Below are 22,867 nucleotides of genomic sequence, written 5' to 3'. Positions count from 1 at the left end.
AAATTTTATCCCATCATTGAAAAGTTCTTCGAATCTTTTATGAATGTCATATTTGAAATTATAATGTGATAACAGTAGACTGTACCAATGCACCTGTAATCAAAGACCAGATGCTGATACATGTTGCAGACAAGCTAGGAGCGCTTCCAATACTAAAATCTGAAAAATTCATTCTCACAAATCCTGATGATTCCAAAAGTATCAACAAATCAGACGTACTGCATGCAATTTCAGATTTTTTAAAATCAGTGAATCTGCAAGAAGATTTTCAAATCATTCCAAAAGGCGACAACATCAAGATAGAACCTCTTGATGTAAAAGACATGAAAGAGAGACTTGAAAATATAACAGTAAAGAAAAAAGAATTATTTTTTGAATGCGCGCATTGTGGCTTTATTACCCAATATGAGACAGAATTAAAAAGCCATAAACTGATTCATTATATCTGAAAATGAAAAACAGTTACAAAATATTAATTCCATTTGTTGTCATAGTGTTTGTAATTGTCTTTGCATTTGGGTTAAACGTAATTTATGTTCCTTTAGCACCACCAGATTATTCAAATGATGTAATAATATCGCTTGAAAGAACTCCTTGCTATGGTCCATGTCCCGTTTATTCTGTTACTGTATTTGAGAACGGAAGTGTAATTTATGAGGGAAAACAACACGTAGAAAATATTGGAATCTATCAATATGGAATTTCAACAAGAGATACAAAAAAAATCATTGACAAATTCTACGAGATAAATTATTTTTCCCTAAATGATAGATATGAGATAGGATCAACAGATCATCCAACTGTGATCACCTCATTTAGAAACGAAAGTTATGAAAAGATAGTATCAAACTATGGAGATGCAGGTCCAAGCAGGCTGCATGAGCTTGAAATTATGGTTGATGATTTGTCTGGTGCAAAATCAATGGCAAGCAAGTCAATACCAGTTGCAAAAACAAAAGAAGCATCTATCTTTAACATGAAGCCAAATACTATGGAGTATTTCTATTACCCAAACCCTGAAAAGACAAATGACAGGGATCCATTCCAAAAATTCATTCTCATTAGACTCCCAGAAGAGATAGGTGGAAATGTAAATAACACTTCTTCATTTAGGGCATACAGCGCCGTATCCCTTACTGATCACTGCTTGATAAAATACTGGCCACAGGAACAGCGTCAAAGAATGGAGAATCCATGCAGGGGAGACATGTATAGACCTATAGACGGTCTGCTGATATCAGGTGCAGACATTCTAACTAACACGCCAATTGCATTGCCAAATCTTGATTTATCAAGTGATGCAGACGGCTCTTTAATCATAGAGACTCCAAAATGGACTATGCAAGAAAACGGTGTAATCAGTATTGGTCGACAAATATCTTTGCAGGAAATAAGACAAAACTCGCAGATCCTCATCGATTCGTTTGCAAAGAACAATCCATCATTTCCACAAATACCGTTGGATTTTACAGGATTCACTTTGGCCAAAGTAATTGATAAAACATCACGTGCAGAGATGACCTACTTTGATTTCTCATCTATGTCTGTTTTGTTTATTGACATTGATCTTTTGCTGCCTCCTTCAAACTATCCTAATCTTGCAAATAATTCCGAGTTTTGGCAAATAGGAGATAATGTAATAGAGATTAGTGGCTCTGCAATGGATAAAAACAATGATAATCCAGAAATGTACAAGACGTATCAGATAGATTTCTTTAAAGACGCATACAAGTTTAGAATCGAGGGCAAGAATCTGGAATTTATGAAAAAAGAGATTGTAAAAAATTATTTTCCAGAATACTCGTATGATGAAATGTTTTTGATTTCTAAAAATATCTAGCAAAATAACTAGTCTGAAATACGATGAGAGATAGGCATCTTTGTCTCAGATGAAATCACATGTGATTCTCCTCTGTTTGTCTTGTAACCTCCCGCAGAATTACTAGTCTCATATGATTTCAAATGTGATGGATCTATTCCTGTCTGGCCCTGATCTTTGTCATGCTTTAGCTTCCTGTTACTGATTACAAACATGGCAATTCCACCAATGGCTGCCATGCCTGCCATACCGTACATCACACCTGTAGGAAATCCTGTTTCCGTTTTATCATTAACAGTATTTTTGAGACTAGTGTTAAAGATTTGAATTCCTTCAAAAGTTGACGAATCTGCATATCCTTCAATTGTAATGGATGCATCATCTTGTGACTCTATTATTTTTATGGAATAGTTTTTATCTGTTACAAAGTCTTGGTTCCATTTTCTATCATTACATACACCAATTTCTACATTACATTCTCCCATTGTATAATGTGTTATGACGTATTTGCCAGAAAATTTGTACTCTGTAGAACCTGGAATGATTGCAGTATTATCAAACAGTGAATGCCATTTATGCAGTGGCAGATTCAATATCCCACTTGCATCAAGTATAGGCAATTCAAGTATCTTGATATTTTTATCTTCTATTTTTGCCATTACATCAGGTGCCAGTATTTCCAATGCTGATTTTGGGTTGTTAATGTCAAATGATCCGTATTTAGTATCAATTATTATTGGCTGTTCTAGTTTGATTCCTCTCCAGTTTGCATCTATCATACTTTTTTCATTCTGTCTTTGTATGACATGATTTGTAATTGTTGGAATCAATTCTATCTTATATTCAATTACTGCAGAATTTTCATTACCACTAAGTATTGCTTGATAATTTACTTTAATATCTGTGACAAATGCATCACTTGGGATTAATTTTAAATTTTGATTTATTTTATTTGTCAAATCAAACATGTCTGTAGTTTTTGAATCTACATTAAATGACAGCGTTTGAGATTTTCCTTTTAGTAGTTCTGCTATCTCTCCGCCATTTGGATATTCGATGTAAATGACTCTCAAAAATTGAAATGATGGTTCAATGACATTTTCATCTGCAGGTATTTTGGCGTCAAGCTGTGCAGCTTGTGCAAATGGCATAAACCCAGATGCCACTAAAAGTGCTAAAATTACATATTTCATTACTAATATATCCACAGAAATAGATATATCCATTATTATCAAATACATAGATTATGACGGATATATCCAAAATTGTGCGTACACCTGCGGATATATTCAGAGCAATAATGGATAATGGCCCTCTTACCTTATACTCTGCAAATGCCAAGACCAAAATCCCGATTGGAACAATTCACAGGTATTTCAAGCAATTAAGCAATTCTGGAAAGATTAGAGTCTATGAATCAAAAAGAAAGGGTAGAAAAAAAATAGAGTATGGCCCCACCATATATGGAATCATAGTTTGTTATTCACAGGATAAAAAATTTGCAGAAAAAATTGAAAATTATTTTTTATTGTGGATTGAGCATAAGGAATTTCAACAGGATCTTGCAAAAGAAGGATTTGATGTATCTGATAATAACTTGAAAAAATCAAAACAATTGTTTAGAAAATATCTAGATTATTTTAGTGCAATAGAAAACCAGATAAATAAAATCAGAAAAGGAGAAGATGCGATATCTCATGACATTTTAATTATGCTTAGCTCGCAAATATTATCTGCAAATCCACAGTATCAAAAACTTTTGATGGAGTTGTATGATGAGATTCCTGGAATGCAAAAAAGCCTAGAGGAATACATGGAAAATATTATAAAATCATACAAAGAATTTAAGAAATTTAAAAAACAGTCTGTGAAAACCAAATAAATAGCGCAAAAACAATGATACAACTTGGAATAAGATACAAAAATTGATTGATGTGTTTTTTCTTGTTTTGATATGCAAGATAAACAATAACTCCTGCAGATATTGCCATGATCAAATTTAAAATATCAAACATGTCATTGACAACATTGCATTGACGGAATCCCAACATACAATAAAAAATCAAAATAAAAAAATTCCACATAGAGTGAAATAGGATTGCAAACCAACCCTTTTTGCTAATCCATGTTCTAATGCTAAAAAATATGTGCGGTATTGTAAATAAAAATCCTACATACGATAACGTTTCAATTGAAAAAACCCCTGAATTAAACAGATGTGCGGCAGACCAAATAATCCCAGAACCAAGAAGGATTATTGGATTTCCTGTAAAATAGTACGGCATTCCAAAAAATACTGATTCTTCTAGCAATCCTGAACTCAGTGTAAGAGACAGAGATACTGGAATGTCTGGAATTTCATAGTCAGAGATTACACTTGAGACAAAATATGAGCCAAAATACATCAAAATCATTCCCAATCCATGATAAAATAGCCCCATCTTGAGAAGATAGAATATGCCGGTTCTTTGGAAAGGCGTCAGCCAAGTTTTTGGGTTAAAATCATGAATTTCTGAAATCAATAATGTGATTGATTAGTTCTGGTTAATTTGGCATTCCATTTAATTGAAAATTTATCATTAACTCAGTCACATAATTATATCAAAATAAAAAAATGGAAGATTATCCTCTTCCCATGGCAGCGTATTTTCCTTTGCGTCCCTTTACAAAAAGCGCAGCGGCAATTCCACCAAAGACGCCAATGGACAAAACCATTGAGCCCAATACTCCGTCTAATGCAAATATTGGAGTTCCTGAGCCCAAACTTGGATTTTTCTGCGCCATTTTCACTCTCTCTTGAGAGAGTTTTATGTGGTCATCAAGTCCGGTTTGTCCCTGAGTCGGCATGTACTGTGCAAATGCCATGCTGACAGAAGATAACATCAATACGCTCAACATCACTCCTGTTGCAACTATTTTTTTATTCATTGAATTAACTACGTGAATTTTGCATAAAGGGTTTGATGAAATTATTATTTTACTAATATTTACATACTAGATTGACGTATTATAGTATACCTATGATTGATAAAAATTCCATAACAGACGATTCTGTAAATATTTTTTCAATAGATGATATAAAATTAAAAGTGTTGGCAAATATTATTTCAAATAAATCTAGTATAACAATTTTAAATTTATTATTTCACAACGAATTGACTGCAAACGAGATTGCACAAAAAACAAACATGTCTTTGCAGCTTGTAAAACATTATCTGGATAAAATGCAACAAATTGATCTTATTTGTATTTCAAAAACTGAAAAAAATTCAAAGGCACGAAACATGAATTACTATAAAACATCAAAACTTGCAATCATAATCACACCATCAAAGATTACAGAAAAAACAAGACAGAGTAAATCACTAATACGTTCCTTTAATTCTATTTCCAGATTTTTTGGAATTGGAATTATCTCTGCATTGTCATTGCTAGTAATATCTGCAGAAAGTAAATTGCTAAACCCTATCAAAAGCTGGTATTTGGGATTTGATTTGCCTATCAAAATTTCAGGAACCGGAATTGCTGATTCCGTAGATGAGTCATTATACATGGCAAAAACCAAGGTAGATTCTGTAGTTTCAAATCCAGGTGCGGGCTCAGGAACCCCCTATTTTGATCCATATGCCAGTGTATCAAGTTTAGCAGGCTCTGATACTATTATTGCATTGTTGATATTTGCAGGCATTGGTGCGGCAATCACATTTGTGGTTTTTAACAACCTCATACAGAAATTACAAAAAGATCCAGAAACAATAACAACTACAAATCAATCATAAATCAATCCGTACTGCCTCATACTGAGATTTGTCAGAATTCCAAATTATCTTTACATCTGATAATGTTCCAAAGGATTGTATAAAATTCTCCATGCTCTGTTTATGATTTATTTCGAGGATTTGAAATGTCTTAAATTGTTCTTGCGTTAAGCTTTCATCAAGGGACTCGTAGTTTTTTCGTATGTCGTTGATTCTTTGGTCGAGCACCTGCGCAGATGAGCCCCTATATTCTGATATTGCTTTTTGTTCTTCTTCTCTTCTTTGAGATTCATAATCTGAGGCAAGCAATCGATATTTTTTATTTACATCATTTATTTTTTCAGCATATGCATCATAGACAGATAGGATTTTGTTGTTGATGTTTTTGATTTTTTCATCTAGCCTGTCCTGTTTTAATTTTTCAATGGTAGGAGTATCTGTGCTTTGAGCTGATTCGCTAAACAAAATATTGCCCATTTTTCTCATCACCCATAACTCGGCAGTCTGCTCGGTTACACAAATGTGATCATCTGAATGAAAACGATATACCAAGACAAATCCGTCTCTGCATACGGCTTGAATGTCTTTGGACATTTCTGTCCAAGATATCTCGTCTTTTAGATTGGAATTAAGATATGCAGGGTCTAGTCTGTAATCTTGATAGTATTTGCGTAATTGATCACCTGATATGATATCGTGAAATTGACCGTCTGAATCAAATAAAATTTGTTGGCTGTAAAGTGCCAGACCGTATTGCACGTTAAATATAATATTTGCAGCAATCATCTCAGAGCGCTTTATTTTTGCAGCTTCTGCATAAGCCTCACGAGCTTGCACTGCATTTCCTCCTTGATTGAGAACCTGTTGTAGTGCATCACGTCCTGCCATGATTTTTGTATTTGTAAAGTTGTACTGGTCCCAAAAAATTCCAGATTGTTGCGCAAACTTGTATTCAAACGTAAATTCCTCCCATAATTTTTCCCATTCTTTGAGATCATTTTGAAGAATTGCAAGCGCTTCTGAGCGCTTTTTCTCTAGATTCTGTTGTGCCTCGTTTTGCTCTTGATTTTTTTGCTGGATTTGTGCAATTTGTTTTTTGACTGTTCGATTTTTTTTAAAATATCTTGCGCTATAGGATTATTTGCAAGATCGCCTGATAATGTGATTTGGTTACTGGACTCAACTTGAGACTCTCCAAATATTGGATTAATTGTAAAAATGGATGCAAAAATAATGATACTGAATATAAAAATGCCCTTCACATTTGAGGGCTAAAATTTTCATATATAACATTCACTGATAAATCATCAGTAAAGATACAAAATTTATGCGAAGTTAATTTTCAATTTTATACATTATTGAATATTCAAATCAATAAAGATTTGATTTTTGGACTACATGAACTATATTCATTTCAGAGATAGAAATTGATACAGATAGGCATGAAATCTATTCTTCATTTTCTTTTCTCTCTCTTAACGATCAAGTACACTCCAACACCAATCAAAACAAAACCAATCAAGAGGGCATGCTCATAATTTAGTACAATGGAATTCATCAGACGTAGTGGGTATGAAAAAAGAAGCACAAGTCCAGATATCAACAAAATCACACCTAAGGAAAATAATCTAGTTTTCATTTAACTCAATCCAAAAAGATAACAAATTACATTAATGGTTCCTTCTGAAGATAAATGACAGTTCTGCAAGGCAGTACCAACTCCAATGATGTCAAATACGAGCCTGTATGTGCCATATGCTGCAAGTCCTGCAAGAATACTAAACCTAACCTTAGTTGTAGAAAATTTCATAATTGAACTTAGGGAATTTTAAGAGGCTCATAAAGTATTCTGACCTTTTATTCTCACCATTAAGAGTAAAATATTATGCAATAATGAAATTCTCAATTAGCTGTTTGTATCGTCATTGCCAATCCCCTTTGAATCATCTTTGATTTAGTATCAGGAGTAACACATATTGGATGATGTCTGTGATCAGTTTTGATTAAAAGTTCTAGTCCTTCTTTACAAGTAATTTCATCTGGAGATATTCCAAACTCTATTTGCTTTAGTGGGGATAAATTCTTTGAAGCAATTTTAACCGTATCAGTTAGTTTGAAGGTTTGATTGTCATCAAATGATACAGTCACTGAATCTCCATTTGATACTTGTAGTGAAAGATGCGATGAGGGTTCAGTAACTAATGAAATATCTGCATAAAATACTCCCGTATCAGCACCTGTTTCAATTACATCTACCATAATTCCTTTAGGATCGGTATCAGACCACACATGTACAACGGGAATATCGATTAATTCCTTATTGACATTCAATTCAGAATTATCAAGTCTAAAAACACCCAATCCATTAACTGAATAGTTTGCATCATTTTCATCGATCCATTTGAGACTTTTGAGTGGTGTCAATTCAATTTTATTTTCAGGTTCTGGTTTGTTAGCAATATCTGATTGTATTTTTGAATCAATGTAATCATCAGATATTTTCTCAGAGTTATTTTCAGTAGAATTCACCATACCTTTAGATTTTGAAAAAATAATATCGTATTGAGATTCCATTTTTAGACGATAGTTCCAGGCTGTAAAGACAGTTTTTCCGTCAGTTATAATAGATTGTGCGTCTGAGAACCCATTTTCGTTGCTAATCTTTTGGGGAGCACTAAAGGTAATGCCGCCGTCAGTACTTTTTGAGAAGACAATCCAGCTTCCAGTAGTTGTTGAATCAGTCCATGTAATGAAAATGTCTTTGCCGACTGTCACAATAGATGAATATGATGAAAATTCTTTATTGTTACTAAGATTCATAGGAGAACTAAATGTTACGCCGCCGTCAGTACTTTTTGAAAAGAAAACTTCCATGTTTTCATAATGGCGTTCATTAGAAAAAGTGATATCACTCCAAGTAACAAAAATATTTTTGTCGTCAGTGACAAGTCTTGAGGAATATGAAAATGTAGCATCACTAATTTTTTGAGGATCACTAAAGGTAATGCCGCCGTCAGTACTCTTGGAGAAGTAAATCTCTGAATAGTGATCATCTTGGTATCTATATGTCCAAGTGATAAAAATTGTAGACTCATCAACATGAATAAACGGAGCAATTGAACTTCCATGTTGATTGCTAATATTTTTTGGAGTACTAAAGGTAATGCCGCCGTCAGTACTTTTTGAAAAATGAATATCTGCAGAGTGATTTGCGTTTGAAAATTCAGACCATGTGATGAAGATATTTTTGCCATCAGTAACTACAAATGGATTAACAGAGTCATTTGGACTATTACTAATGTTTTGAAATGGTGTAAATTCAGTGCTAGCATGTGCAGGTAAGATTGCAATCCCTACAAAAATTACAGATAAAATTAGTATGTATTTAAGCACAATTTTGCTCAAATTATGAAGTTCATAAGTATTACTACTCATAGGCCCGATTCAAATCTCTTAGGGCTTAACTATTTTTAGGGAAAGAAAAAATTCGATTCCACATCATAGGAACTCACCACCATTTTGCGGATAGAAATGGATACAGATAAGCATGAAATCTAGTTTTCATTTTATAATTCTCCTTTTTAGAAAATAAACTAAAGAGTAAATTCCAATGCCAATCAAAACAAGAATGCTGACATAAATCAGATAAGGTTCTATGGAAGTTAATATCGTTATTGCAATACCCAACACAGAGATATTGTCGCACCAAGTATTAAGAATCTAATTTTCATTTTAAATTAACTCACTCTTTTCCAATTAGAAACTTGGAAAAGAACTTTTTCATATTCAAACAAATATGTGGATTTACCTTCCACCCATTTATCGTAGTCATCAAGTTCAGATTCAGGCATTCCAACTTGGACACTATATTCATTTTGATTTGCTCTTATTTCATATTTGGTGTTATCAGGACCAAGATGAATAATATGCTTTTCACCTACAGTTTTATCTCTTGTCAGCAAAATATCCATCATGTATTTTATTTTTGGAATTTTTTTAAAATCATCTTCTTGTAATTGATAAATTGAATATTTATCAGAAAATGAATCATATGAGGTAGGATCTTCGTAAACAGTTATGCTTATTCCTTCATTATAGGATAAAGGATAATACAGATAGAAAATTACAGAGCATAAAACGATACCAAGTGTAGCAATTATCAAAAGTCTAGTTTTCATTTTCTCTCACCTCTAATTATTAATCCCGTCATTATCATGGATACAATTACTATTGGAATGAAAATAATCTCAGTATGATGCAACAAAATACTGGCAAAAGATGGACGTTCCAACCCCTCTGTAGTTCCAGTCCATGCTCCTATGCCCACATCCGTATCCCATATCGTAGATGACTGAGTCGTTAAAAATACAGTAAACAAGATAGAATATGTTGTAGCAAGTATGATTATAGCAATTATCAGAGGTTGATTTTTTGCAGGGTTTAACATCTTTTTTTGGAGCATAAATGCAACAAATCCTGCAATTACCCCGACAATCACTCCAGCCATTGGTCCTAGAATATTAAGAAACGGAATTATCAGAGATGCACCTGAGATAATTCCAAGCAAGATTCCTGAAAATGAAATGTTTTTTGATGCCCATGAAAGCAATCCCCAAGACATCAAAGAAATAATCAATGTAATGATCATTACAACAATTGCACTAGTTGTAATTCCATCTACTATTACTTCGTTATTTATTCCGCTATGCAATCCTTGAACCCATGGAAGTATTACAAGAAATATTGCAAGAATGATCAAAAATATAGTTTTCATTTTCTAACTCCCCCCAACTCCAAATTGTTTCATATTCTCTGCAACATTTCATGATTTTTTCTGTTTCTAGTAGAATGTCTTACCAGTGTGTTACAACAAGGACATCGTATTATTGATTCTTCAAAATAATAGTCACAGTTTCTGCAAAAACTACCTCCTTCTCGGTATATTCTGCTTTTGTTTCCCTGTGGATATTTCTTGCAGATGTTCTTGCATTGATTCACACATAATTTCAAAGTTCACATATTCATAAGTTCTTCTGATATTTTGTTAGTTTTTATTTCAATCAGCAATGAATTTTTTGCATTAACTCAGAGTCTAGCAAATGTCCTAGAATATCCTGTGGATCGAGTTCCAATTGATGCTCCCACTGATGTTCACGTTGAACAGAACAATGAAAATCAAAACTAGTCACATTGTGATTTTTATCAAAATTTAGATTCATTCGAAATTCATACCCATCAGCGCTTCTTGCAATATACGAGATATGATCACTTACAACTTCCTCTTGTATATCAGGATATTTTTCATAAAAGGCAACAATTTCAGGCGTGTTTTTGTAAAGTTCTAAAATTTTAGAGTTTGATGTGGCTCTTTTCTCATAGACAAAATCTGCACATTCTACATATTTTTCTTCGGTGACCCCATTTGGAACATCAGGGCCACCAAAACCATAGTGATAAAATCCTACATCATCAAAAAAATTTGAATCTTTGTGGAGATAATCCAGTAAAGATTCAGTACAACCCATTTCTAATAATTCCTCTTTATCGCACCAATCATTACAAAAAGAAAGATCAATTTCTTTTACCCATCCTCGTTCAATTAAGACATATTTTGTTGCAACGGTTACACATGCAGCTGAATCGTCATATCTTTCAATTAAAGCCAATCCCGACTCACACTGAATTTTATGTGCTTGAATTCCTGATTTGGTTTGTTTTAGCGGTGAAAGTGTTTGTTTTGTCATAGATAATGTTCCCCATGTTGATGGCTTGTCTTTGTCAGACTCTGGCGGCCACATCACTCCATCAGATAACTGGACTAGATCATCTGATGCACTTCCAAAATACATTCTGAAATTAAAACCAAAGCGGTCTTTTGACATTACGGATTCTTTTGGAATCTTAAATTCATATGAAAGGTGGTTTAATTTTTCAAACTCGTCATTCTCATTACCAAATGCCCACATTGCTTCATAATCATATATCATACTTTTGTCTAGGGATTCACCATCTGCAGTATATTTTAATTCGGCATTTTCAGTTTTAACTAATTCTCCAAACTCATTATACATAGTTTGTATCAGACAAAAATCATCTGGTTGTTTTTTATCTGCCTTGTCAGCATCGACATCAAAGCAACTCAATGCCTGATATCTCACTGAAGTAGAGTTATCAGTAGGATCCGTTTGAAAATCCACACCATCAAAGAACAAATAAACAAAGTTATCATCCTGTTTTGTTTGCATGTAAAAGTCATGCCCATTTGATTGGAATTTGATCAGTTTAGCGTCATTCCATTCGGATTCAAAAGTAAATTTTCCATCTATTACTGGCTCTATTTCAGCATATGGCATTATGATGTAATTTTCAGCAGCGTAAACTGTCGGAATTAATGATATTCCAACAAACACGCTCAAAATTATAAAATATTTCATACCATACTGCAATATTAATTTCGAATTTTTGATTGTTTTTAAAGTATTCTACAAATTTATCAATTTGATATTTTTAGAAAGGAATAGTTCTGTTATTCCACTGAAATGTATTCAATTTTCTCACCACAGAATGGACAGTAATCAATTTCCACAAGAATGTCTTTTTCTACAATGCAGAATTTTCCAATCTTGCTGCTCCAAGACTTTACCATTGCAACATATTTTTTTAATTTCTCACAGCAAAAATCAGACTGTTTGTCTATTTTCAACTCTGTAAAAGTTACATACTCAAAAGCCTGCACTTCTTTGATAAAATACACTTGCATTGTTTGAAAATGATTTAAGATGTTCATAAAGTGTTCTAATATACCATCTAGATTCGATACATTTTAGTTCTAATTCTAGTTTCAAAATAACATGACTTTTTGGCCAATTCACATTCCATCTGATCATCTAAATGACATTATCAAATTTGGAGTAATCTTGATTGGAAGTTTATTTGGATTAGGATTACTGACATGGTATCTTTCAACAATTATGAAGTAAATTATGAAACATTATCTTGTTCTAATTGTGATGTTGATGGTTTTAATCCCCAACTATGTCAATGCTGAAAAATACGACATTACAATACATGATTTCAAAAATGCATATGTAAAAGGAGAAATTATGGAATTTTACTTGGAGCTTCCGGGTTTTTGTGGAGAAAATAAATTTTCTGTAGAAGATGTATCCTTTGGAGATAAAATTTGGAACAGAATACTTCAAAGAAACTGTAATAGCGATGATGAGTTTAGCAATCGAATGTTTACTCAGCATTTCACTACAGCCCCACCACTCCCCGGTGGTACGGAAATCACCGTGGATCCTGTAATTACAAGTTATGAAGGCACATTTCATTTTGTTTATGAGGTAAATGACATGAGAAAAGAGTGGCAATACCAAGTTTTTGAGAAAATTCCACTGCATTTGGATTCAAATGCACATTTACGTTTGACGTTACTTGCTGCCTTTTATGCAATATTGCCACTGATCTTGTACAAAGAAGAGATAAGAAGGAAATTGAAAAAATGAAAACTAGACGGCATTATTTTGATAATGTAGATTAATTTTATCTAGTTTACCAATATGTTAACCTAAAAATGCATCTGCTATGGCTTGTTTTACCATATTCATGTCAAATGGCTTGTAAATTACAGCAGTTATCTTGTATGAATCAAGAAGGTATGATTCATCCATAGTAAGGTCTCCTGTAATTATGATTATTTTAGAGTCTGGATCTATTGCTCTTATTTTTTTAATTGCATAAAATCCATCATATTTTGGCATTATCAAATCAATAAAAATAACATCTGGACGATATTTTTCATATAGAACTGCTGCCTGCATGCCATCATTACCAGTAGCAATGACTTGTATTCCAGATATGTTTAACAGATCATAAAATACGTCGATGATGTCTTGATTATCATCAATTACAATACAATTAACCATAATGTATGATAATCATAACATCGTAATTATTTAATGTAGTTGTAGTTAAACTAGATAATTCAATATGTGACAGACAAAATTATAATAACTAAAGATAAAATCAAACGCAATTAATTACAAGATAATTACTGTGACCAGACAAGAATCTGTTAAATACATACAATTTATTGATTTTTACATATTTTTCCAAAATTTTATTAAATTCAACGAATCTAATATTGTGGAAGCTGGATGACCAACAAATCTAGACATTAGCAGTTGATTGTTCTCCTACCAAGACATTCCCATTCCACAGGAGAATAATCTGTCTGGCTTCCAAAATCAAATTTTGATAATTGAAACGCGAGACATATGACGATTAGTCATTTGTTTTGAATTTGTATAGTTTGTTTCTTCCAACTCAATGAGATTCCAAGTGCTACAAGATAAATTATAATTCCCAAACTCATCGCATAAGATGCACCGAGAATTATTCCAAGTATTACTGATGACACTGCTCCAAACACAGAAAACGCTCCGTTAATTGCCCACATCCATGGTATGTGATTTGCAAAATTGGATTTGAGAACCCTCATTCCTGTAGGTAATGGAATGCCCATCAAAAACCCTATTGGGAATAACAATCCTACGCTGATTGCAACCTTGGTTGCAAAGTTTTCAGCAATTACAGAATAGATCATATCAGGAAGTAATACCACATACACTAATCCGATTGCAATAATTCCAAGTATTGCCCAAGTAAGATTTTTTGTTCCCTTTTTAATCATTTTAGCACTTATCAAACTACCTATCCCACTTGAAAGCAACATCGTGAAAAGCAAAATTGCAAAGGTCATTGTAGGATTTCCTAAAAGAAGAATAAGTTTTTGCAGTAACGCTAATTCAATTAGGATAAACCCTGCTCCCAGTGCGGCAAAATAAATTACAACGCTAGATATGGCCAGTTCTGATTTTTTCTCTGATGATCTTAGCCAAATAAATGGAATTACAAGAAAAGCACACACTATGATTATAGATATGTACAGTAAAGTTTCCAAAATTGATGGGAGTGGTTTTTCAAAAGATAAGAAAAATGGACTGTCGTCTGTTACGGGATGAACCTTTGTGGAATACATTGAATAAAATTCTTCAAATGAAACATCACCCTCAAACAGGGAAGGATATGGCTCCATCATGACTTTTCCTGGAACTAAAATTTGCTTGTACCCATTTTTAATAAATGAATCAGACAAAAATGATATCTCTGATTCTGTGAAAGGAGATTTTGATACAATGACCATTGTCACACTTGGATCTTTAGTAGTTGATTCAGATGTAGCAATTATGATGTGCTTGTAGGTGTCTTTTAGTGGAATTCCATTATTTTCCAATAATTGTATGAATGTAGTTACAAATCTTGGAGAATCTATTAGCCATCTGACAGATACAACCTTACCATTTTCATTTAGATGATCATAATATTCTTGAAACCCTTCTTTTGTGTAAAGAAAATTCTCAGATACTCCCAATCCACCAGAAGACACAGATGCCCACGTATCAACAAATGGGATATAGATGATGTCAAATTTTTCTTGAGATCTTGAAACAAAGCTTCTTCCTTCATCTACGTTTGAATGTACATATTCATGATCATATAGATTTCCTGCTCTATCACCATAACTTCTGACAGTCTGAAAAATTATTGGATTTATCTCAACTGTAGTTACATCTTTGCTTCCACTTGCAATTGCTGCAATAACGTCTCTACCTCCTCCAGAACCAATGATCAGAACTTTGGGATCATCAATCATTTTAAACGGAAGATACTGCATCCATGAAGAAAGTTCTTTTCTGCTATCTGGATTGCCATCCCATGAAATAATATTTGTTCCTGCTCCACCGTCTATGAAGATTTTTGCAATCACTCCCTCATCCACACATTGAGAGGGATTTCTTGTATCCAGTGAAGGGATACAGTTTCCAGATATGCCTTCAACTACATCAATTCTTGAAAAAGAATTCCATTGTGTATTTGCAATGTGAGAACCAGGATTTTCTCTTAAAAATATTGGTAGATCTTTGTTTGCAGTAGGGTCAGTCGGAATCGAAAACACCTGAGTTGTCTCGTGAATTCCCAATAAGGATGCAGCAAACGCAACAAATGCAATTGAGATAATTATTTTCTTTTTGTTTTTTATCGTCACTGAAAAGACGGTTGCGCATACAGCTGTAATTATTCCAACTAAAAGCACAGTACCTTCGCCTCCCAATAATGATAAAAACAGGACAACTGACAGTGAACCTACTGAGGCACCAATTAGATCAAATGCATATAGTCTTCCGGCATTTTGGGCAAATGCACTAAATGCCGTAGATATGACAACGCCTACAAAAAAGAACGGAATTGAAAATAAGAACATAAACAGTGGCAGGTATACCACTTGAGATGCAAGTGAGTGCATCACATACAATGTTATTGGAAGGATTATGCAAATTCCAAGAGATGAGGCAATAGTCAAATCATGTGCCCAATTTTCTTTGATTTTTTTTAATCTGTAATGAACCAGCAATCCAGATGATCCAAGACCAACTAGTGCTACAGATACTGCAACAAATGCAAAATGATACCAAATGGCAGCAGAAAATATCCTAGTTATTGCAATTTCTAACACCAGCCCAGAAAGAGAGATAAGAAATATTCCCGCAAACAGAATTCTTGTGTTAATTTTAAACGTTGGAGTTCCTAATTCTGACAATTTACTTGCATGTCAAATAGTTACCTTATTATCTTTTTAGTTCGTCAAAAACCTAGTTACATTACATTTTATTCAAATATGATATTCATAAATTCTTTTAATCTTAAATTGTAAAAATTTGTTAAGAAATAAAAACTAAATTGTTGAAAAGTAAATTAAATTTATTAATAAATAATATTTTCAAATTAGATATATGGCATGTAAAGGAATTTGCATCAGATACAAGATTACAAAATCAAATTCGTGTAACAGTCATTATGAATTAGGCCATAAAAGATGTTCAAAATGTAACATCTTCATAAAATATGACAAAATACATTGCCCATGCTGCGGAACTTTTCTTAGAACTAGGTCAAAAAGCACCTTAGGACGACATCAATTATTGATAGTGCGACTATCTAGAAAAAAGAACAAACAGCAAACATAATGATAGTTTTAATCTGATCATTCTTAAATTCATAATATAGGCAAGAATTAGAAAAAACGATTATCAAAATTGTAAAAAATTAACTGTTTTTTATTGAATTATAAGCAAATAAATACGTAAAAAATAAAAGCAAATCATGGAAGAGGATACTCTTCGATTTTGGATTATTCCAATTATTTGTCTTGTTGCCGTAATGGGATTGTTTGTAATTATTTTATCATATCAGTTTAACACGGCAATGCCAAATGCTGCAATAGAACTTGAAGAAATGAGAAAAATGTCATGTGATGAAATAAAAGCAAAAGATGCTCTCAATAGATATTGGAGCAAAGATAACAGCAAGTATGGCAAAGACAAGGTTGGAGGCTGTGTTGCAGCAGAATTAGCAATTACAAACGCAGAAAAAGAGAAACTAGACAAACTACTTGCAGATCCAAATAGCTTGGAATCACTAACGCGTGATTTAAAAAAATTCCAGGATTTGTATGATTCTCACAAAGAACTCTACGATTATCATTTATCTGAAACCAAAATGTTAAATCAAAATGTCACAGATTTTGAAAATAAGATAAATGAAATCAATTCAAAATTATTAAATGAGTATGGAGTAAAATAAACAAATAATTTGATTCAAGTATCATAAATGTAATATCTAAAAAACCAGTGCAGTTTTTTGAAAATTTATCTCAAGTTGTTGACAAGCATGCCAGTATGACCAAGATCAATAGAGTTTATCTCGTTGCGGATGTTGTTAATATCATTCATCTTGATTGCCTTTGAGGATACAGTATACAATACATCGCCGATGTAAAACGAACGCGGCTTTAGGTGGATGTCAATATCACTCCTGTCATCATAGTGCTTTATGGAATCAAGTACTTCTATTCCATGTTGGGTATCAAGATGAAACACATAAAAGCCATACCAGTACTCCCGCTGCGTTCCAAAGGAAGTTTTGATTTGGTTTGTTTGTTCTATTGGAATTGATAATATGCCGTTTCTTTTATCAAACAAAAATGCCTTGTGATCCTCTGCAGCCTCTGTGCGAGAGTCGCTGTTCTCAAAGACTACATCATCAAGCACCTTTGGATTGTTTACATCAGAGACATCAAACAGTGCTATCTTTACTCCAAGCTGTCGCACACCGCCATTTGGTCGCTCTTCAGTATGTTTTCCAATGCCAATGACATGGTCCTCATCATATGGATGTAGATAGTTTGAAAATCCTGGAATTTTGAGCTCACCCAAAACCTTTGGTGTGTCCTGTGACAGATCAATTACAAAAAATGGGTCAACCTGCTCAAATGTCACAAGGTATAACCTGTCACCCATGAATCTTGCAGAATAGATACTCTCATCAGGAGCCAACCCATCAACTTTTCCTACAACATCTAGTTTCTCATCTAAGACATATACGGCATTGTATTCTCTGCTTCCCTCTCCGTATGAATAGTGATCATATGTAACTGCAACTCTGAACCTGTCCTCGTGCTCGTCCATTGAAAACTGGTTTAAGAGCCATCCAGGAACATCACCCTTTGCCTTGTACTCTATCTTGTCAGCATCAAGTGAGATTTTGTGTATGATGGTGGACTGCAGTGATTCTCTTGCCCTTGCTTGATACTCGTATACATTTTTCTCAATTTCTGAGATCAGTTTTTCTTTTTGGTCTTGCTGCATTTTATTAAATGAATCCTGCAACACATCAGAGATTACATTCCATTTTTGATTCCAGTCAAGTGAATCATCATTTTCCACTTGAGATATTACTGCCTGAACTTCCTTTGGAAGCATCGGGACAACTATGTCAAAAAAAGAGTTTTTCTTAAAGACATCATAGTATGCAGGATGCATGTTTTTTTGGTATGCAATATAGAATCCTGTTTCAGAAACGTATGCAGTTCCTCCATCTCCCATCAAAAATGTTTCAGAGTTTATCTTATCCTCAAAAATGTTCATTGCAGTAATTGTGTTAAAGTGGTAATCTCGTTCAAAAGAATCAAAATAAAATATGTCTGGAACCATGACCGTTCTTGTGTCTTCCATTATTCGTGGTATTATTGGGTAGTCATAGTTGATGTCACTTGATGTCACAAAGTACACATAGTCTCCAATCATTCTTGCGTGGCGAAAACTACCATCAATAGTATAATCCTCAACTGTTTTTGGATGTTCTCTGTCCGATACGTCCACTATAATGGCATGTGTCTTTGGCTTGCCAACTTTTTGCGGTACAAACTCAAATGGCAATATCTCTTCCTCATAGCCAGATTCGTGGTAAAAGATTACCAGTCTGTCACCATTTAGAAACAGGTGCTGGATGTTTTGTGATTCTATATCTAGTGCAACTTTGGTCAGAACTTTTGCCTCCTCTGGTGGATACACCTGCATTATTGAAAGTGTCTTTTCTGCAACCATGTATGCATATGTTCCATCAATTTTCAAATAGTCTGGCTCGTCGACATTTTGTACTTGAATGTTTGTTGCCGAATATTCCTCATCCGCAGAACTCCATTGGTTGACGCCATTAAATGGCGTAGGATAGACAGTCCTGTCAAGACTTACGCCGCCAGTGTTGGCCCTTGGTTCAGGTGTTGGTTCTCTGCTTACAGCCAAGTCAAAATCAACTCCACCACTGTGCATTGGCATTGCAGGTCTTGGATACTTGAAGACGTCATTAGGATCAGTCTTTTGTGAAAATGATTCCAAAAACGCCCTTGCTTCAAGTTCTGATTGGAACTTTTTGATCTGATCAGTTCCCTCAATCGTAATTGTGTTGGTTACAGGAACTGGTGGAATCTCATAGTCAAATGAGTATGATTTTGCATCAGGTTTTTTCTCATCAAGACTAGATGCATAAAACAATCCAGCAGAGCCAATGATGACAATTGCTGCAATTATTGGAATTATTATTTTGTAAAAGTTTTTTGTCATTTTTTCTCCTCCAAATTCATATCTACCAAAAAAATTAAACTGAATCTAGATCCTCATGTGGCAAGTTTACAACCTTGAATATTTTTACAGTATAATCTCCTGCAAAGATGTTTGTTGCCTTTCCAGTTTCTAGATCAATATCTCGTACTCGGAACTTGTACTCGTATGTGTTATCGCTGTTTATTGGAACTTGGGCTACATGTACAGGGATATTGCCGTTTTCTTTATTAAAAAACTGAATTATCACTGGATAGTCCTGTGCAGGATCATCAACTGTACCCCACACTTTACCCCACGGTAATGTATTATCTGCAGGCACACTCATTGTGGTTGTTGTTTTTTGAAGGGATATCTCATCATTTAATGGTGTGATGCTTTGCGATTCTGCGTATGATATTTCAGTTGCAGCAAAAAGCACAGCGATTGAAAATATTCCAAACACAAACGTATTGATTGTTCTTGTTCTTTCCACAGATTTGTGATTCAGAAATAATTTAAAATTTTTACTCATTAGATAGTAGTAGGTTAGGTTTTGTTTATAACGTTTGATTAAATCTGAATTATACCGAACATTTAATTCATAATATGTGAGGATTTATTTGCAATGGCAGATGAAGACGATATAGAGATTATTTCTTCAGAAGATGAAAAAATAAAACTGCTTGGAGAAATTTTCAGCAACGATTCTAGCAGAAAAATTTTGAGACGGATTTCAAATGGAACTGAGATGACTGCAAATGAGATTGCACAAAAAACAGACATGTCGTTGGCTCTGGTGATTCATCATCTGAAAAGAATGCAGACTGTAGGCATGGTCAAGGTAACCAAGACTGAAAAATCTGCAAAAGGGCAAGACATGAAGTATTATTTGGCAACCAAACAGTCTTTTCTGATAGTTCCGACAGAAAAAACTGCACACCCATTACTAAATTCATTTAAGAAATTTTCAAAGTTTGTAGCTATCGGGATGGCAGGTCTTGTTTCATGGGCCATTGTAAAGCCTGATGATGCCAATTACAACAATATGCCTATTCACCAAACAGGCCAAAATGATTTTACCAGTGGAGAAAGAGCAACAAACAAAGATACAGAGTGGTCATCATCACAAACAGATACAGATGCTAATTTGGTAGTGAGTGGCGAACCAACACCTGAACCGGAACCTATGCCATCGCACTCAGGTGTAGAATTTGACTTGCTAAAAGAATCTGGCGAAATAGCTGCAAACACAGGCTCTGTCTCACTTGACAGGACAGTCTATCCAGTACCGTTTGGCGGAACGGGTACGGAGTCAATTGAGCCGTTTGTACTTTCCATAATCATTCCAATTGCAGTAATAGGAATTGGCATAATTCTAGAAAGAGTGCTGACACGGTGGCTCAAGAAAAGAAAAGGCAAATGAAAAAAATAATTCTTGTGCTGCTTGTAATTCTGGCATCATCCTTTGTGTTGTCTGTTTGGTCACAGATGATGTTTGATAATGTAATTGAAAGTAATCTAGGAGTCACATCACATCTTAACAACGCTATGAAGTACAAGGATTTGCTGTTTTACTGTATGATTGTAGGTTCTATAACAATTCCTTTTGTTATTTATTTTTCGCTGGATGATTTTAGATGGGCTCGTCATATCGCAGGATCATCAGTTCTTGCAATCGTACTTGCATTCATACATCTGTGGAATACTTTTTGCTGCTATGCATGAGGTTTAAAATAACAATTGATTCTATGCAATGAAAATTCTAACAGATTTGAACATATCTATGACTCACAATGATTCAGGTTTAACATTATAACAATTCATCAGGAGACAAATCAGACAAAAAAAGAAATTCTGTTTTAACTGTATTTTCTTCACCATAACGAACAGATATTGTATATATTCCATTTTGCTCCCATAATGGCCCATCTATTTGAAAACGTCCTACAAATCTATCATCAACTACGCTTGCTTGTGAAATTGCAATGATGTTTCCCAAAGGATTAGATATTGATATTATCATTTTAGCATCTGGAATCATTTGGTCTACAGAACCTGAGATAACAATCACATCATGAGTGTTGTATGTTTCCTTGTCAGTTTGAATGCGTATTGATGATGTTAAATTGGTATCAAGAGAATTGTTTGCGGTTTTTTCCAGACAATCAGTATGCTCTATGAAATTTATCACTCTGTCATCATATGAATTGTTTGGAGAAATATGAAAAATACCATCAGGTCCAAGTACAGAACAACGAATATCTGCATGGATTTTATCATTATGTACATAATATTTCAGATCCAAAATCAAAAGATTGTCTGTTTGATTATTACTTGCAGTTACTTTGTACTCTAATACAGATCCAGTATGAATAATACCTTCATCATAAATAGGAAATTTAGAAGCAAATACCATGTATTCCTTTGTATTTTGCAAATCTGAAATCATGAAATGATGACTAAGTGGATTATTTTTTACATGTGCAGGAAAAGAAGTTTGAAAGAAAGACGAAATACTTGACAGATTATCCAAGGCAATAATAAAAAAAATTCCGATAAAAACAATTCCAAGAAGCATCAATAGTTTTGTCTTCATTTTAGTTCACTGGCAAATTCATCGTTAGGGAGCCATCTGCAATCAACATTATCAATAAAATGAGTACCATTCATAAATCTTAAAACATCACTACCACTAGAATTGCCACCCCAATTAAAACAATCAAACATTATTGTCTTTAACACTTTTTCATTATGACTTTGAATCCAATAGTCATCAATAACAAAAATTAACATTCCCCCTATTGCAATAATAATTCCTATTATTGACATTATAGTTCTAGTTTTCATTTTCTATAATTTCCTCAAACACTCCTTCAGTGTTATCGCATTTCCATCCAGAAGGATCACATAGATTAGCATCTTGATTAAAACATGCTGTTCTATCACTAGTGCAAGGAGGGAGTTTTCCAACGTCAGTACACTGCTCATCACAATCTCTTTCTAGATGATCTTCCATGCGAGGAGAAAACGGCCACTCCAAAAGACCTGCTTCGTCATAGCAAGGCTCCATTATTCCATCATGGTTTACAAAACAATCATTACTTGGCAAGCTTGGTATTATCAGATTAAATGGTGGTAAGACGACTCCAGTGATTCTGGATGTACACATTTCGTGTGAAATAAAATCGCAGTAAACATTGCTTGCAGCTACAGGACCAAAAAAGACTCCAAAATAAGCACAAACTGCAATAATAATAATTTTGTATCTGGTTTTCATTTTCTTATTT

Annotated in this window: 26 protein-coding genes; 9 read left to right on the top strand and 17 right to left on the bottom strand. The window is 33.9% G+C overall.

The features are described from left to right. Positions 1-65 precede the first annotated feature (65 nt). Both DSQ20_RS04775 and DSQ20_RS04770 read left to right on the top strand, forming a co-directional pair. Positions 66-449 (top strand): hypothetical protein, encoded by a 384-nt coding sequence (locus tag DSQ20_RS04775; RefSeq protein WP_179366235.1) that lies wholly within the window; start codon positions 66-68, stop codon positions 447-449. A 2-nt stretch (positions 450-451) separates the two neighbouring features. Further along, on the top strand, positions 452-1,840 hold the full coding sequence (locus DSQ20_RS04770) for a DUF6438 domain-containing protein (protein ID WP_179366234.1): 1,389 nt from the start codon (positions 452-454) through the stop codon (positions 1,838-1,840). Positions 1,841-1,848: 8 nt separating this feature from the next. Here DSQ20_RS04770 and DSQ20_RS04765 read toward each other — a convergent pair whose 3' ends face one another. Continuing rightward, positions 1,849-3,012: a hypothetical protein gene (locus DSQ20_RS04765; protein ID WP_179366233.1), complete on the bottom strand. Its 1,164-nt coding sequence runs from the start codon at positions 3,010-3,012 to the stop codon at positions 1,849-1,851. Between the two features lie 74 nt (positions 3,013-3,086). On the opposite strand from DSQ20_RS04765, the gene DSQ20_RS04760 reads away from it, so the two are divergent. Further along, complete coding sequence (locus DSQ20_RS04760; protein WP_255458375.1) at positions 3,087-3,701, top strand: ArsR family transcriptional regulator; 615 nt, start codon at positions 3,087-3,089, stop codon at positions 3,699-3,701. Here the strand turns inward: DSQ20_RS04760 and DSQ20_RS04755 are convergent. Both DSQ20_RS04755 and DSQ20_RS04750 read right to left on the bottom strand, forming a co-directional pair. Further along, positions 3,673-4,341 (bottom strand): type II CAAX prenyl endopeptidase Rce1 family protein, encoded by a 669-nt coding sequence (locus tag DSQ20_RS04755; protein WP_179366231.1) that lies wholly within the window; start codon positions 4,339-4,341, stop codon positions 3,673-3,675. The genes DSQ20_RS04760 and DSQ20_RS04755 overlap by 29 nt on opposite strands. 100 nt (positions 4,342-4,441) lie before the next feature. Further along, on the bottom strand, positions 4,442-4,747 hold the full coding sequence (locus DSQ20_RS04750) for a hypothetical protein (protein ID WP_179366230.1): 306 nt from the start codon (positions 4,745-4,747) through the stop codon (positions 4,442-4,444). Positions 4,748-4,818: 71 nt separating this feature from the next. Here DSQ20_RS04750 and DSQ20_RS04745 point away from each other — a divergent pair, with 71 nt between their 5' ends. Beyond that, positions 4,819-5,598 (top strand): winged helix-turn-helix domain-containing protein, encoded by a 780-nt coding sequence (locus tag DSQ20_RS04745; protein WP_255458374.1) that lies wholly within the window; start codon positions 4,819-4,821, stop codon positions 5,596-5,598. Here the strand turns inward: DSQ20_RS04745 and DSQ20_RS04740 are convergent. The 7 genes from DSQ20_RS04740 to DSQ20_RS04710 all read right to left on the bottom strand — a co-directional run bounded on the left by DSQ20_RS04740 (position 5,593) and on the right by DSQ20_RS04710 (position 12,337). After that, the gene (locus tag DSQ20_RS04740) at positions 5,593-6,465 is read right to left on the bottom strand and encodes a hypothetical protein (RefSeq protein WP_179366229.1); all 873 of its coding nucleotides are present in this window, start codon (positions 6,463-6,465) and stop codon (positions 5,593-5,595) included. The two genes, DSQ20_RS04745 and DSQ20_RS04740, sit on opposite strands and share 6 nt — an antisense overlap. 751 nt (positions 6,466-7,216) lie before the next feature. Then, on the bottom strand, positions 7,217-7,387 hold the full coding sequence (locus DSQ20_RS04735; RefSeq protein ID WP_179366228.1) for a hypothetical protein: 171 nt from the start codon (positions 7,385-7,387) through the stop codon (positions 7,217-7,219). 92 nt (positions 7,388-7,479) lie between these two features. After that, entirely contained in the window at positions 7,480-8,970 is a 1,491-nt protein-coding gene (locus DSQ20_RS04730) for a sialidase family protein (RefSeq protein WP_179366227.1), read from the bottom strand. Positions 8,971-9,314: 344 nt separating this feature from the next. Next, on the bottom strand, positions 9,315-9,755 hold the full coding sequence (locus DSQ20_RS04725) for a hypothetical protein (RefSeq protein ID WP_179366226.1): 441 nt from the start codon (positions 9,753-9,755) through the stop codon (positions 9,315-9,317). Further along, entirely contained in the window at positions 9,752-10,351 is a 600-nt protein-coding gene (locus tag DSQ20_RS04720; protein ID WP_179366225.1) for an ammonium transporter, read from the bottom strand. The genes DSQ20_RS04725 and DSQ20_RS04720 overlap by 4 nt, the downstream gene beginning before the upstream one ends. Positions 10,352-10,637: 286 nt before the next feature. After that, the gene (locus tag DSQ20_RS04715; RefSeq protein ID WP_179366224.1) at positions 10,638-11,993 is read right to left on the bottom strand and encodes a hypothetical protein; all 1,356 of its coding nucleotides are present in this window, start codon (positions 11,991-11,993) and stop codon (positions 10,638-10,640) included. 110 nt (positions 11,994-12,103) lie between these two features. After that, positions 12,104-12,337 carry a hypothetical protein gene (locus tag DSQ20_RS04710; protein ID WP_179366223.1) on the bottom strand — a complete coding sequence of 78 codons (234 nt, stop codon included), beginning with the start codon at positions 12,335-12,337 and terminating at the stop codon, positions 12,104-12,106. A 91-nt stretch (positions 12,338-12,428) separates the two neighbouring features. Here DSQ20_RS04710 and DSQ20_RS10695 point away from each other — a divergent pair, with 91 nt between their 5' ends. Beyond that, positions 12,429-12,557, top strand: coding sequence for a hypothetical protein (locus DSQ20_RS10695; protein ID WP_255458373.1), 129 nt, complete (start codon positions 12,429-12,431; stop codon positions 12,555-12,557). Positions 12,558-12,593: 36 nt separating this feature from the next. Beyond that, positions 12,594-13,085, top strand: a complete 492-nt coding sequence (locus DSQ20_RS04705; RefSeq protein WP_179366222.1) for a hypothetical protein — start codon at positions 12,594-12,596, stop codon at positions 13,083-13,085. Between the two features lie 57 nt (positions 13,086-13,142). Here the strand turns inward: DSQ20_RS04705 and DSQ20_RS04700 are convergent, their stop codons facing one another. Beyond that, positions 13,143-13,505 carry a response regulator gene (locus tag DSQ20_RS04700; RefSeq protein WP_179366221.1) on the bottom strand — a complete coding sequence of 121 codons (363 nt, stop codon included), beginning with the start codon at positions 13,503-13,505 and terminating at the stop codon, positions 13,143-13,145. Between the two features lie 362 nt (positions 13,506-13,867). Beyond that, positions 13,868-16,240: a hypothetical protein gene (locus tag DSQ20_RS04695; RefSeq protein ID WP_179366220.1), complete on the bottom strand. Its 2,373-nt coding sequence runs from the start codon at positions 16,238-16,240 to the stop codon at positions 13,868-13,870. Positions 16,241-16,803: 563 nt separating this feature from the next. On the opposite strand from DSQ20_RS04695, the gene DSQ20_RS04690 reads away from it, so the two are divergent. Beyond that, positions 16,804-17,283, top strand: coding sequence for a hypothetical protein (locus DSQ20_RS04690; protein WP_179366219.1), 480 nt, complete (start codon positions 16,804-16,806; stop codon positions 17,281-17,283). 65 nt (positions 17,284-17,348) lie between these two features. On the opposite strand, the gene DSQ20_RS04685 is transcribed toward DSQ20_RS04690, so the two are convergent. Together DSQ20_RS04685 and DSQ20_RS04680 are read right to left on the bottom strand one after the other, a co-directional pair. Beyond that, a complete protein-coding gene (locus DSQ20_RS04685; RefSeq protein ID WP_179366218.1) occupies positions 17,349-19,601 on the bottom strand; it encodes a beta-propeller domain-containing protein in 2,253 nt (750 codons plus the stop codon). Positions 19,602-19,635: 34 nt separating this feature from the next. Further along, positions 19,636-20,112 (bottom strand): hypothetical protein, encoded by a 477-nt coding sequence (locus DSQ20_RS04680; protein WP_255458371.1) that lies wholly within the window; start codon positions 20,110-20,112, stop codon positions 19,636-19,638. Between the two features lie 93 nt (positions 20,113-20,205). Here DSQ20_RS04680 and DSQ20_RS04675 point away from each other — a divergent pair, with 93 nt between their 5' ends. Next, positions 20,206-21,003, top strand: a complete 798-nt coding sequence (locus tag DSQ20_RS04675) for a winged helix-turn-helix domain-containing protein (RefSeq protein ID WP_179366217.1) — start codon at positions 20,206-20,208, stop codon at positions 21,001-21,003. Continuing rightward, on the top strand, positions 21,000-21,305 hold the full coding sequence (locus tag DSQ20_RS04670; protein WP_179366216.1) for a hypothetical protein: 306 nt from the start codon (positions 21,000-21,002) through the stop codon (positions 21,303-21,305). The genes DSQ20_RS04675 and DSQ20_RS04670 overlap by 4 nt, the downstream gene beginning before the upstream one ends. Before the next feature lie 85 nt (positions 21,306-21,390). Here DSQ20_RS04670 and DSQ20_RS04665 read toward each other — a convergent pair whose 3' ends face one another. Genes DSQ20_RS04665 through DSQ20_RS04655 form a run of 3 tightly spaced genes read right to left on the bottom strand, consistent with a single transcriptional unit; the run spans position 21,391 to position 22,857 of the window. Continuing rightward, entirely contained in the window at positions 21,391-22,176 is a 786-nt protein-coding gene (locus DSQ20_RS04665; protein WP_179366215.1) for a hypothetical protein, read from the bottom strand. Beyond that, positions 22,173-22,427 carry a hypothetical protein gene (locus DSQ20_RS04660; RefSeq protein ID WP_179366214.1) on the bottom strand — a complete coding sequence of 85 codons (255 nt, stop codon included), beginning with the start codon at positions 22,425-22,427 and terminating at the stop codon, positions 22,173-22,175. Before DSQ20_RS04660 ends, DSQ20_RS04665 begins: the two co-directional genes overlap by 4 nt. After that, positions 22,417-22,857 carry a hypothetical protein gene (locus tag DSQ20_RS04655; RefSeq protein WP_179366213.1) on the bottom strand — a complete coding sequence of 147 codons (441 nt, stop codon included), beginning with the start codon at positions 22,855-22,857 and terminating at the stop codon, positions 22,417-22,419. The genes DSQ20_RS04660 and DSQ20_RS04655 overlap by 11 nt, the downstream gene beginning before the upstream one ends. Positions 22,858-22,867 lie beyond the last annotated feature (10 nt).

This window comes from Nitrosarchaeum sp. AC2, assembly GCF_013407385.1.
In the GTDB taxonomy this organism is placed as follows: Archaea; Thermoproteota; Nitrososphaeria; order Nitrososphaerales; family Nitrosopumilaceae; genus Nitrosarchaeum; species Nitrosarchaeum koreense.
Note: the sequence above shows the minus strand (reverse complement) of the source record. Positions and strands in the feature narration are given on the sequence as shown.

Bases quoted from the DNA above. Each gene is read 5' to 3' on its own strand.
- DSQ20_RS04770 (WP_179366234.1), top strand. From the start codon at position 452: ATGAAAAACAGTTACAAAATATTAATTCCATTTGTTGTCATAGTGTTT.
- DSQ20_RS04765 (WP_179366233.1), bottom strand. From the start codon at position 3,012: ATGAAATATGTAATTTTAGCACTTTTAGTGGCATCTGGGTTTATGCCA.
- DSQ20_RS04750 (WP_179366230.1), bottom strand. From the start codon at position 4,747: ATGAATAAAAAAATAGTTGCAACAGGAGTGATGTTGAGCGTATTGATG.
- DSQ20_RS04740 (WP_179366229.1), bottom strand. From the start codon at position 6,465: ATGGCAGGACGTGATGCACTACAACAGGTTCTCAATCAAGGAGGAAAT.
- DSQ20_RS04735 (WP_179366228.1), bottom strand. From the start codon at position 7,387: ATGAAATTTTCTACAACTAAGGTTAGGTTTAGTATTCTTGCAGGACTT.
- DSQ20_RS04725 (WP_179366226.1), bottom strand. From the start codon at position 9,755: ATGAAAACTAGACTTTTGATAATTGCTACACTTGGTATCGTTTTATGC.
- DSQ20_RS04720 (WP_179366225.1), bottom strand. From the start codon at position 10,351: ATGAAAACTATATTTTTGATCATTCTTGCAATATTTCTTGTAATACTT.
- DSQ20_RS04710 (WP_179366223.1), bottom strand. From the start codon at position 12,337: ATGCAAGTGTATTTTATCAAAGAAGTGCAGGCTTTTGAGTATGTAACT.
- DSQ20_RS10695 (WP_255458373.1), top strand. From the start codon at position 12,429: ATGACTTTTTGGCCAATTCACATTCCATCTGATCATCTAAATGACATT.
- DSQ20_RS04705 (WP_179366222.1), top strand. From the start codon at position 12,594: ATGGTTTTAATCCCCAACTATGTCAATGCTGAAAAATACGACATTACA.
- DSQ20_RS04700 (WP_179366221.1), bottom strand. From the start codon at position 13,505: ATGGTTAATTGTATTGTAATTGATGATAATCAAGACATCATCGACGTA.
- DSQ20_RS04690 (WP_179366219.1), top strand. From the start codon at position 16,804: ATGGAAGAGGATACTCTTCGATTTTGGATTATTCCAATTATTTGTCTT.
- DSQ20_RS04685 (WP_179366218.1), bottom strand. From the start codon at position 19,601: ATGACAAAAAACTTTTACAAAATAATAATTCCAATAATTGCAGCAATT.
- DSQ20_RS04680 (WP_255458371.1), bottom strand. From the start codon at position 20,112: ATGAGTAAAAATTTTAAATTATTTCTGAATCACAAATCTGTGGAAAGA.
- DSQ20_RS04675 (WP_179366217.1), top strand. From the start codon at position 20,206: ATGGCAGATGAAGACGATATAGAGATTATTTCTTCAGAAGATGAAAAA.
- DSQ20_RS04670 (WP_179366216.1), top strand. From the start codon at position 21,000: ATGAAAAAAATAATTCTTGTGCTGCTTGTAATTCTGGCATCATCCTTT.
- DSQ20_RS04665 (WP_179366215.1), bottom strand. From the start codon at position 22,176: ATGAAGACAAAACTATTGATGCTTCTTGGAATTGTTTTTATCGGAATT.
- DSQ20_RS04660 (WP_179366214.1), bottom strand. From the start codon at position 22,427: ATGAAAACTAGAACTATAATGTCAATAATAGGAATTATTATTGCAATA.
- DSQ20_RS04655 (WP_179366213.1), bottom strand. From the start codon at position 22,857: ATGAAAACCAGATACAAAATTATTATTATTGCAGTTTGTGCTTATTTT.